This is a genomic window from Herbaspirillum frisingense (assembly GCF_047325095.1).
GTDB classification, from domain to species: domain Bacteria; phylum Pseudomonadota; class Gammaproteobacteria; order Burkholderiales; family Burkholderiaceae_D; genus Herbaspirillum; species Herbaspirillum frisingense.
In genome coordinates this window covers 2099381-2110477 of sequence record NZ_CP168558.1, presented here as the reverse complement: position 1 = coordinate 2110477, position 11097 = coordinate 2099381, and the positions used below count along the sequence as shown (strand labels likewise).

The window sequence follows — 11097 nt, the reverse complement described above, 5'->3', positions numbered from 1 at the left end:
ATTCGTTAGGTGTGGTATCGGGCGCGACGATCCGCTTACTAATTGGAATGAGCGGAACGCAACGCGTCATCAGGACAAGCTCGGTTTGATCGAAGAGAGAGCAGAAGCAGGAAGAAAGTCCCTCCGACGATGCATTCCGCGATGACTCAAAAAATCAGGATTCCCGGTTATCGATAGCGCATCGCCGTGCCGGCGGATGCAGGCAACTGCCGAATGAAAGCGCATCCTTCATTGCGCTGCGGCAGCTCGTCAATTGAGGGCTATGATGTTTGAAAATATATAAATATTTAATTGTCTTTTAGTGCATTAAATATTTTTACTCACCACTATTTACTTAAAAAATGACGCTTCTATTTGTTCGAATTTTCACTATCGAAGAAGCATTCTTTTCCCCGTCGCTGAGCGAGACAAATAACGGAAAAAATATATTGTTGAGAGCATTCCCAAGGCTAGGGATCAGGACGCTATCTCTCTCCTTCAATGCGCCCAAAAAAAACTCCCCGCGAATTCTGCCGAAATCGAGGGGAGCCTGACGCTCTTCGTCACCTGTGGAACTGACAATGAGTCGGTGCTGGTGACAGCATTGCTGAATGACCATGAACAGCAGCGCAAAGCGAACTTTATAGATTGATAGCTTTTTGTGAAATTGTTCCTTAGGGCAGAACAAGTGCTGCTTTGCAGCGACAATCCGTTAATGTTTAATCTCAGCCAATCGCTCTGTGACTCTGACGCCCGGCCCAGACAGATCACGCGACAATGAAGATCCGTCGCTCCCCATCACTGGGATTGATTCATGCTTAACCAGCGGTGAACATGATTCCGTTGGCGACGCGTGCATTAGTGGCCCCGGAAATGCACAATGCACCAAAAAATCCGACGCCAGCATGGCACGAGCGTAGAGCCATCCCTGTGCATACTGGACGCCGGCCTGTCTGAGATAGCGAGCCTGTGCCGCCGTCTCCACGCCTTCTGCGACGATCCTGAGTTTGAGTTGCCTGGCCATCTCGATGATGCAGGCTGTCACCGGATGCGGCGTGGCGTCGCCGCCAATGCTGGCAACAAAGGAGCGGTCCAGCTTGAGTACATCACAAGGCAATTCATGCAGGTAGCGCAGGCAGGAATAACCGGTACCGAAATCATCCAGCGCAATCACGTAGCCGTCGCTTCGGGCGCGCGCCAGGTTAGCCAGGCAGGACGGCAATTCCATACTGCGCCCCTCTGTGACCTCCAGCCACAACTGCGCTGGCGAAATGCCGGTACCGGCCAGTTTTCGTCCGATGACGTCCAGTATCCTGCCGCTGTTGATGTCATGCGCCGGGATGTTGACGGCCAGATGCAGATCAGGATGGCCACGTAGCAAAGCACCGGTCTGGGTGATCACCTGATCGACGACCAGGTCGGTAATGGCATCCAGGCAGCCATGTCGCTGCGCGGCGAGCAGGAAGCTGTCTGGCGCGAGCAGCATGCCGTCCTCACGCTGCCATCGCACCAGCACTTCGGCACCAGCGCAGCGGCCACTCGCCAAGGCCACGATGGGCTGATAGACGACGATGAATTCCTTGCGCCGGATCGCGTTTTTCAGCTGTGATTTATTGATCATGTCTCCCCCGGCGGCCGACAACCTGCGACGCGCCCTGGACAGAGCGCGTCAACGAGGATCAGCGCACCTCTTCCAGGCCGTGCGCCCAGAGTTGCAGCTTGCGACCATCAGCGATGATCAGCGCGGTCACATCGGCCTTTTGCAGGTCCGTCTGAACCACCTCGCGCACAGCATTCATCACATCCAGCCAGGAACGCCTGCCCGAGAGATATTGCCGGGTATATGAAGCCAGGACATCCTCGGCAGACAATCCCACGTCATCCAGATTATTGGACCGTGCCACGGCCTGCTGGTATTCAGTGTAGATGGCAGCCATCTGCGCGATCAGCTCCAGCCGCGCTGCGTCCACCGCCAGTATGGCAGACTGGTAGCGCCCCTGGGCAGCTGCGACTTCGGACCCGAGCGACAAGCCGGCACCCAGTTGCATCTGCATGCCGACAAACGCGCGATTGTTGCTTGGCTGATTGCGCACGCTGAAATTGCCGCGCTGATGTTCCACGCGGGCATAGACTTCCGGCCAGTAGGAGGCGCTACGGATCTTGATTGCGGCCTCCTGCACCTTGGCATCGGCGCGCAGGCGCTTGAGCACAGGGCTGCTGTCGAGCATGGCTTCGGTCAGCAGGGGCAGGTCCTCACTGATCATCTGCTTGTCCACGTCGGCCCGCAGTTCTTCGTCGCTCAGGGGTAGCCCGACCAATTGCTCCAGTTGCAGGCGTGCCGACACGCGGCTGGACTTGGCTCCCAGCAGATCGGTGATGGCCTGGTCGCGGCGACCACGGACCAGCGTGACGTCGACCTGGGCGGCAGCTCCTTCCTTCTCCCGGCGCAGGCTTTGTGCGAGAAAATCTTCCAGCGCTTTCAGGTTCTTCTGGTTGGCGGCCGCAGCCAGGTCGGAGCGCACCCATAGGCTGTATTGCGAAATGACCTGCTCGGCCAGGCGGAAACGCTGCTCGCGCAAGGCTTCTTCGGCCGACTGCTGATTGTGGCCGGCCTGCTCCAGCTGACCGGACAGGCGACCACCGGACCACAAGGTCTGCTGCAGGCGCATCGTGACGACGGTGTCGTCGCCGTTATAGGAGATATCACGGGAACTGGTCATCCCGGCACGTTCCACAGAGAGCGAAGGTGTAGGGAAGAATTGCCAGCGAGCTGACGAGACGGCGTCAGCCGCCGCTTCGGCGGCCCGCTGGCGTGCCAGTGCGGACGGATTGTTGAAGGCTGCCTGCCTGACCAGGTCGCCCAGGGTGGTGGCGTCGGCCTGGCTGGTCCAGCCGGCAAAGGCCAGCGCGATTGTGGCCGCCAGTCGGGTGATGCGGCTGCGCGGGGTGGTCAGGCCGGTCTGCAGGGAGCGGGGGGCGTGTTGCTTGGTGTGGTCGTTCATGTGCGATCATTTCCTGTTGGTCTTGTCCACACAGGATGTCGCGCAGTTCGCTTCCGCGGCGCACTTCGGGCGCTGGGTAAAGCGGACATTGCGACCGGCCAGCGGGTTCCGACAACGCGCTCGGAGGATTACCGCAGTCGGTCGGCAGCAGGCAACGACAAGGACAAGAATGGGCTTTGGATGATCGCGGAAATGCGCGGAGTGACGAATTGTCTATTGGGGCAGAAATGTTCTCGCACTCTCGAATTTTTTCGAGAAATGCAGATAAATTTCAGATCACACGAAGAATGTCCGGGTCTAGGACGCCTGCCCTGCCCGGCACAGGCCGATGTCAGGCCTTGAATTGTTCGATCGCCAGTGCAGCACGCAGCATGCGGATCACGTCATCCCAGGCGCCGGGCTGCTGCTGACGGAACAGGCGGGCTGTTGGATACCAGGGGGAATCATGTCGCTGCAGGAACCAGCGCCAGTCGGGCGCATGCGGCAAGGCGACCCACACCGGCCGGCCGAGCGCACCGGCCAGGTGGGCGGCGGCAGTATCGACGCTGATCAGCAGATCCATGCAGGATAAGGCGGCGGCAGTATCGGCGAAATCACCGATGTCGGCACCAAGGTCATGCCAGCAGGGACCAGCCTGCCGCAGCCATTGGGCATCGGCGTCGCGCAGGTCAGGCTGGAGCACGAAGAAATCCAGTCCGCCACGCGCCTGCTCCAGCGTGGCAAAGCGTTCGAGGGCGATAGAGCGACGTGCATCGTTGACGTTGCCGGGGTTGCCGGAACACACCACGCCGACGCGTACCCGTCCGGCTGCACGGGGAGCGAGCGCTGCGATGCGGGTCTCCCACTGACTGCACAAGCCGGCCTCCGGCGCCAGGTAGGACGAACCCGGAAAGCTTTCCGGGATAGAAGCCAGGGAGGTATTGCACACCAGCGGCAGGCTCATCAAGGGCAACTGGAAGTCGACCTCCGGCAAGGCCTGTCCCATCGCCACCAGGCGGATGCTTGCGGCGCAGGGCAAGCCGTGCATCAGCCTCAGCAGACTGGCCGGCAGCTCCAGCACGACTTCGGCACCGGCCCCGACCATCTGCAGCACATAGCGGCTGAACTGGATGGTATCGCCCTGCCCCTGCTCGGCCCACAGCAGGAGACGCTTGCCTTGCAAGCTGCTGCCACCGTTCCAGGCCGGAATCGCCGCATGCCGGTAGGGGTCGGCATCACGTCCTTCCCAGCGCCATTCGTACAAGGGCAGCGCCTCTTCCAGCCGGCCCAGGGCAAGCAGGGAGAGCGCCAGGTTGACGTGGGCGTCGGCATCTCCCGCATCGATGCGCAGGGCACGGCGATAGCTGTCGATGGCCTCCTCATGGTCGCGCAGGCGGGCCAACGTGGTCCCGCGGCTGACGTGGGCGTCCACCAGCTCGGGCGAGAGAATCAGGGCCTGATCGTAGTAGCGCAGCGCTTCCTCATAGGCGCCCAGGGCGTGCTCAATCAGTCCGGCAGCCAGCCAGAGCTGCGCAGACTGATCGTTCAGGCGCAGCGCCTGGTGGATGCAGTCGCGCGCCAGCTCCCATTGAGCGGCGCGCTCATGTAGCAATGCCTTGCGATGCCAGGTGTCGGCTTGTTCGGGATTGCGCTGGAGGGCCTCCTCCAGCAAGGCCAGCGCCTGCCGGTCATTCTTGCCGGAAGGTGACAATGCCTGCAGGGCGGCCGCTGCGGCGACGAAGAATTCGGCCTGCTGATGGCCCGCCTCGATCAGATCACGATAGAGCAGGAAGGCATCTTCAAAGCGCCCCTGTTCATAAAAGGCGCGGCCCAGGCGATAACGCAGGGCCAGCGCTTCCTCGCTGTCCGGCTCGACCAGCCGCAGCGCCTGCTGCCAGGCTAGCGCAGCCTCCTCGAACCGTCCCTGCGCGGCCGCCACGCTACCCAGCAGGTGCAGCGCATCCTTGTGCTGCGGATGCTGTTCAAGCAGGGCAAACAGCGATTGCTCGGCAGCAGCGTAGTCCTGCAGGTCGAAATGGTCGAGGGCGAGCTGGAGAGTGGCGTGTGAATTCATGACGGGGCAAGGGAGACAAACGGGCGTATTGTCTCATCCCTGCCCGCCACGAGGGCGAACGCCAGCTGGCGGGGCAATGTCAGCGTTTGAACACCAGCACCGGATCGGCGCGGTAGATGGCCGGATACATCTTCTGCAGGTTGCCGATCTTGGGCAGGTCGTTGTAGGCGATGTAGGGCTGGTTGGGATGCAGGGTGGCGTAATCCTGATGGTAATCCTCGGCGCGGTAGAAGCCCTGCAGCGGCGCCACCTGGGTCACGATCGGTGCGGAAAACACCTTGGCCGCGTTGAGCTGCGCAATGTAGGCCTGGGCCGCCTGCTTCTGCTCGTCACTGGCGGTGAAGATGGCCGAGCGATATTGCGTGCCCTGATCCGGGCCCTGGCGATTGAGCTGGGTAGGATCGTGCGCCACCGAGAAATAGATCTGCAGCAGCTGACCGAAGGAAATCTTGCGCGGATCATAGGTCACCTGCACCGCCTCCGCATGGCCGGTGGTGCCAGAGCTGACCATGGAATAGCTGGCGGTATCGGACTTGCCGCCGGCATAGCCGGAAACTGCCTTCAATACGCCCTGGGTATGCTGGAACACCCCCTGCACGCCCCAGAAGCATCCACCGGCCAGCACCACGGTCTCACTGCTGGCGGTCGAGCCCAGCACGGCCTTGCCAGCCGGGGCTGGCACCGCCACGGCAGCCTCCGCGGCATGGGCTTTGGAAAGGCAAGCAAACGAGGCCAGCGCCAGGCACAAGGCGGCCGAAGCCAGGGCGGCAGGTTTCAGGATGGTCATGGTGAATCTCCGGTACGGTCGATCAGACAAGAAAGAATTGTAGGCAGCCGCGCCGCCCAAGCCAGGCCGGCTCAGGGACGCGAACTTGCAGAAGCCTGCCCGGCCGGCGCCCTGCCCTTGCGCCAGAACAGACGCAGGGCCAGCATCAGCGCGACCAGCACGGCAAACAGCAGCGGCTGGGCGATCAGGTTCTTGCCGGCCTTGTCCCACCAGTAATGCAGCACGCCCAGCGGCACGATCACGTACACCAGCCGGTGCAGCGCCTGCCAGCGCTTGCCGCCCAGGCGGCGCACCATGCCATTGGTGCTGGTGATGGCCAGCGGAATCGTCAACACCAGCGCCAGCACGCCGACGGTAATGAAAGGCCGCTTGACGATGTCCTTCCAGATCTCGCCCAGGTCGAAAAAGTGATCGAACCAGACGAAGGTCGTGAAATGCAGGCACAGGTAGAAAAAGGCCATCAGCCCTAGCATGCGCCGCATGCGCACCAGCCAGTTCAGGCCGGTGATCTTGCGCAGGGGTGTCACGGCCAGGGTGATGCAGAACAGATATAGCGTCCAGTCGCCGGTGCTATGGGTGATGAATTCCAGCGGATTGGCCCCGAGCCCGCCGGTAAAGCCGAACACCACCAGCCGCGCCAGCGGTACCAGGGTCAGCGCCAGGAATACCCACCACAGCAGCGTGACGCTGCGTGGCTTCAGATTGCGGAGAACGGCGGGAGCGAGCGGCATGGGCGGTCCAGGATCAGAAGAACTTGCGCAAGTCCATGCCGCTGTAGAGGCTGGCCACGTCGTTATAGCCGTTGAACATCAGGGTCTTGCGCTTGGGCGCGAAGAAGCCGTCCTCGCCGATGCGGCGCTCGGTGGCCTGCGACCAGCGCGGATGGTCGACGCCAGGATTGACGTTGGAATAGAAGCCGTATTCCTGGGGCGCATACATGTTCCAGGCGGTCTTGGGCTCGTCCTTGACGAAACGGATCTTGACGATGGACTTGGCCGACTTGAAGCCATACTTCCAGGGCACGATGATGCGCACCGGCGCACCGTTCTGGTTGGGCAGCACTTCCCCGTACATGCCCAGCGTCAGCAGGGTCAGCGGGTGATTGGCTTCATCCATGCGCAGGCCTTCGCGGTAGGGCCAGTTCAGGATGGGATCGCTGATGCCGGGCATCTGCTTCTTGTCGGCCAGGGTGACGAATTCGACGTACTTGGCATTGCCGGTCGGCTCGGCCTTCTTGATCAGGGCCGAGAGCGAATAGCCGATCCAGGGGATCACCATCGACCAGCCTTCGACGCAGCGTAGGCGATAGATACGTTCTTCCAGCGGTGCCAGTTTGGTCAGTGCATCAAGGTCCAAGGTGAAGGGTTTCTTCACCTCGCCTTCGATGTCGATGGTCCAGGGCGCCGTCTTCAGGGTCCCGGCGTTCTTGGCCGGGTCGGCCTTGTCGGTCCCGAACTCGTAGAAGTTGTTGTAGCTGGTGGCGTCCTTGTAGGCGGTCTGCTTGTCCATCACCGCGTAGGCGTTATTGAGCCTGGCCGGCAGCTTGCGCCCCTGCTGGGCAAAAGCCTGCGGCAGCGCGCCCATGCCGCCGGCCAGCGCCGCACCGGCCGCCACGCGGGCCATGAAGCTGCGGCGCGACAGATAGACATCCTGCGGCGTGATCTCGGATGCGGTCGGAATCTCGATCTGGTCGGGACGAATCTTGATCAGCATGGTGCGCTCCGGCAAAAAAGGGTGGAGGCAAGGTCTGGGCCTTGCCGATGTGAAGCCATGGTAAAAGTCAGGCGGTGACAGTCAGGTGGCAATTTCATGACAATTTTGTCATGAAGAAAAAGTCTGCCATTGCTAGAATCAACAGCATTTTCCTGCATCTTGCCCGCCTTTGCAGCGGCACACCATTCCCCCTATGGCCATTCTGGTAATCGAAGACGACCCCAAGACCGGAGACTACCTGCGCAAGGGCCTGCGCGAATCCGGCTATGTCGTCGACCTGGCCCGCACCGGCACCGACGGCCTGCACCTGGCGCTGGAACAGGATTACGACCTGGTGGTGCTGGACGTGATGCTGCCCGGCCTGGACGGCTGGCAGGTAATGAGCGCACTGCGCAGCAAGCGCGACCTGCCGGTCCTCTTCCTGACCGCCAAGGACCATGTCGACGACCGTATCCGCGGCCTGCAACTGGGCGCCGACGACTACCTGGTCAAACCCTTCTCCTTCACCGAACTGGTGCTGCGCATCCGTACCCTGCTTCGACGTGGCGTCACCCGCGAAGCCGAAGTCTACGAGATCGCCGACCTGCAACTCGATCACATCCGCCACAAGGTCACGCGCCAGGGCATCCACATCGCGCTCACCAACAAGGAATTCATGCTGCTGCACCTGCTCATCAAGCGCCAGGGCGAAGCCTTGTCGCGCAGCGTGATCGCATCCCAGATCTGGGACATGAACTTCGACAGCGATACCAATGTGGTGGACGTCGCCATCAAGCGCCTGCGCGCCAAGATCGATGCGCCCTTCGAAAAGAAACTGATCCACACCGTGCGCAGCGTCGGCTACATGTTCTCCGAGGAGCCATGAACGCCGCCGCTCCGGTCTCGCCGCCGGTCCGCGGCTGGACCCTGACCGCCCGCGTCACCGCCTTGTTCGCGCTGATGACCAGCCTGGTCGTCACCGGCCTGGGTTTCTACCTCGACCGCGCTGCCAGCGACGCCCTGTCACTGCGGGCCGACCAGGCGCTGATCGGTCGCGTCGAACACTTCCGCAACCTGATGCACGACCTCTACAACGTCGAGCAGATGGAACAACGGCCCGCCCTCTTCGAAAGCATGATGGGCAATGAGCAGGACGTACGCATCTTCCGGCGCCTGGGTGAAGCCCCCTTCATCCAGAGCAACCCCGACCATCTCACGCCGCCCACCATGACGCCGCTACCGGTGCGCACGCCCGTCACCTCGGCCAGCCTGCTGACCAGTGAACGCGCCGATGGCGTGCGCGTGCGCTGGGTCTCGGCCCTGGCCGATGTCGGCAAGGGCGGCAAGGATGGCAAGGATGGAGAAGTGGTCGAGATCGTCGCCGCCTATGTGATGGTGCAGGAAGACCAGATGATGCGCAGCTACCGCTGGCGCATCGCCGGCGCCGCCACCGGGGCGATCGTGCTGACCGCACTGCTGGGCTTCCTGCTGCTGCGGCGCGGCCTGCAACCACTGGAAGCCATGAGCCAGCGCGCCGCCCAGATCACCCCGGACCACCTGTCGGCGCGGCTGGAGCAGCACGGCATGCCGGCCGAACTACGTCGCGTGGCCCTGTCCTTCAATGCCATGCTGGACCGGCTGGAAGCCGGCTACGACCACCTGGCCCAGTTCTCCGGCGACCTGGCCCATGAAATCCGCACCCCCATCAATGTGTTGATGGGCCAGAGCCAGGTTGCCCTGGGTCAGCGCCGCACGCCGGAAGAGTATGAGCAGCTGCTGGAATCGAACGTGGAAGAATTGCAGCGCCTGGCGCGCATCGTCGAAAACATCCTGTTCCTGGCCCAGGCCGACCACGCCACCCTGGCGGTGGACTGCACCAGCTTCGACCTGCAGGAAGAACTGGGCAAGATCACGGACTACTTCGAAGGGATTGCCGATGAACGCGGCATGCGCTTCGAACTGCAGGCACAGGGCACATGCCATGCCAATCTGGTCATGTGGCGCCGCGCCGTGAGCAATCTGGTCATCAATGCGGTGCGCTATGGCGAGGCCGACAGCGTCATCCGCATCGCCGCCGAGAGCGATGCCAACGGCAGCCGCATCCTGGTGGACAACCGCAGCGATGCGGTCACTGCGCAGGTGATGGCGCGCATGTTCGACCGTTTCTACCGTGGCGACCGCTCACGCAGCGCCTTTACCGAATCCAACGGCCTGGGCCTGGCCATCGTCAAGGCCATCATGGCCCTGCACAGAGGCACGGCCACCGTGACCAGCCCGCAACCGGGCTGGATACGCCTCAACCTCAGCTTCGCGCCGGCGGCGCAGGCACCACTGCAACCACCTCTTCAGCCTGTGGCGAGCTGAGCGCCTCCTGCGCAGCCTGCGCCGCCAGTTCGGCCTCACGGGCTTCGGCCGCACGTCGCAGCTTTTGCGCCGCCGAGGCACGGGTGAAGATGATCTTGAGCGCGGCCATCACCGGCACCGACAGGAAGATACCGGCCACCCCACCCAGCTGGTCACCGGCAAGCAGGCCCAGGATCACCATCAGCGGACTCACTTCCACCCCCTCGCTCATCAGGTAGGGATTGAGCACGTAGTCCTGGAACACCCGATACGCCACGATGAAGCCGACCAACCACAGCAGGTGGTCATAACCGCTGAAACCGGCCACCACCAGCGCCGCCGCACTGGCCGCCAGCGGCCCGGCGAAGGGGATGAATTCCAGCACCGCCGCCAGGCCTGCCAGCAACATCGCGTACGGTACACCCATCAACGAAAAGGCGATGCTATAGGCCACGAAGGTGGCAATGGAGAGGAACAGCAAGGCCCGCACGTAGCGCGAGAGCAGCACGTCGAGGTCCTTGATGATGCCGTCCCACAGCTTGCGGTTGGAGCGATTCATCCAGGACAGCATCTCGTCGCGCATGGCCGGCGCCTCCTTGATCAACAGGAAGCTGATCACCGGCACCAGCACCAGATAGATCAGGTTGCTGGCCGCGTGCATGACGCCCACACCGAACTGCTTGGCCAGCGGCATGGCCTGGTCGGTCCCATTGGCCAACTGGTCGCGCACGAAGCCCAGGATGCGGGCGCGCAAGGGCTCGGCGAAGCCCGGCAAGGGCAGCTTGGCCACTGCGTCATTGGAGCGCAGCAGTGCCGGCAACTGCTCGGACAGGCGCAGCGCCTCCTCCTGGATACGCGCGCCGAAAATGGTCGCCACCGCCGCCACGATGCCGATGGCCAGCACGAACACCACGGCAATGGACACCGTGCGCGGCACCCTGGGCGGACGCACCCGTTCGATCTGCTCCACCAACGGATAGACCAGATAACTGAAGAAGACGGCGAACACCAGCACCAGCACGGTGGCCGAAATGGTGTAGGTGATGTAGAGCAACAACGCCACCAGGAAGACGGTCCAGACGATCCTGGCCACGCGGAAATCGAAACCCAGCATAAAATTCATCCTCGGAAATGGAAAGGCCATGCAGCCGTACAGCCGTGCAGCATGGAACCCCTCCCGGCCGACATGCTGCGCCTCTGGCCGTCATGAATGCGCCAGCCACGGCACGACTCATCGGTCC

General features: G+C 62.4%; 9 protein-coding genes. 2 read left to right on the top strand and 7 right to left on the bottom strand.

Annotated elements, in window-relative coordinates; all coding sequences use genetic code 11:
• Positions 1 to 691: 691 nt before the first annotated feature.
• The 6 genes from ACEOAC_RS09870 to msrP all read right to left on the bottom strand — a co-directional run bounded on the left by ACEOAC_RS09870 (position 692) and on the right by msrP (position 7534).
• Complete coding sequence (locus ACEOAC_RS09870) at positions 692 to 1600, bottom strand: EAL domain-containing protein (RefSeq protein ID WP_413444499.1); 909 nt, start codon at positions 1598 to 1600, stop codon at positions 692 to 694.
• A 58-nt stretch (positions 1601 to 1658) separates the two neighbouring features.
• Positions 1659 to 2981, bottom strand: a complete 1323-nt coding sequence (locus ACEOAC_RS09865; RefSeq protein WP_413444500.1) for a TolC family protein — start codon at positions 2979 to 2981, stop codon at positions 1659 to 1661.
• A gap of 331 nt (positions 2982 to 3312) precedes the next feature.
• Positions 3313 to 5034: a tetratricopeptide repeat protein gene (locus ACEOAC_RS09860; RefSeq protein WP_413444501.1), complete on the bottom strand. Its 1722-nt coding sequence runs from the start codon at positions 5032 to 5034 to the stop codon at positions 3313 to 3315.
• A 79-nt stretch (positions 5035 to 5113) separates the two neighbouring features.
• Complete coding sequence (msrA, locus tag ACEOAC_RS09855; RefSeq protein WP_139347274.1) at positions 5114 to 5821, bottom strand: peptide-methionine (S)-S-oxide reductase MsrA; 708 nt, start codon at positions 5819 to 5821, stop codon at positions 5114 to 5116.
• Positions 5822 to 5892: 71 nt separating this feature from the next.
• Positions 5893 to 6552, bottom strand: coding sequence for a sulfite oxidase heme-binding subunit YedZ (locus tag ACEOAC_RS09850; protein WP_006464431.1), 660 nt, complete (start codon positions 6550 to 6552; stop codon positions 5893 to 5895).
• Between the two features lie 13 nt (positions 6553 to 6565).
• A complete protein-coding gene (msrP, locus tag ACEOAC_RS09845) occupies positions 6566 to 7534 on the bottom strand; it encodes a protein-methionine-sulfoxide reductase catalytic subunit MsrP (RefSeq protein WP_413628815.1) in 969 nt (322 codons plus the stop codon).
• A 193-nt stretch (positions 7535 to 7727) separates the two neighbouring features.
• Here msrP and ACEOAC_RS09840 point away from each other — a divergent pair, with 193 nt between their 5' ends.
• Together ACEOAC_RS09840 and ACEOAC_RS09835 are read left to right on the top strand one after the other, a co-directional pair.
• Positions 7728 to 8399, top strand: a complete 672-nt coding sequence (locus tag ACEOAC_RS09840; RefSeq protein WP_006464429.1) for a heavy metal response regulator transcription factor — start codon at positions 7728 to 7730, stop codon at positions 8397 to 8399.
• A complete protein-coding gene (locus ACEOAC_RS09835) occupies positions 8396 to 9877 on the top strand; it encodes a heavy metal sensor histidine kinase (RefSeq protein ID WP_413443985.1) in 1482 nt (493 codons plus the stop codon). Before ACEOAC_RS09840 ends, ACEOAC_RS09835 begins: the two co-directional genes overlap by 4 nt.
• On the opposite strand, the gene ACEOAC_RS09830 is transcribed toward ACEOAC_RS09835, so the two are convergent.
• On the bottom strand, positions 9816 to 10970 hold the full coding sequence (locus ACEOAC_RS09830; RefSeq protein ID WP_413443986.1) for an AI-2E family transporter: 1155 nt from the start codon (positions 10968 to 10970) through the stop codon (positions 9816 to 9818). The two genes, ACEOAC_RS09835 and ACEOAC_RS09830, sit on opposite strands and share 62 nt — an antisense overlap.
• Positions 10971 to 11097: the final 127 nt, after the last annotated feature.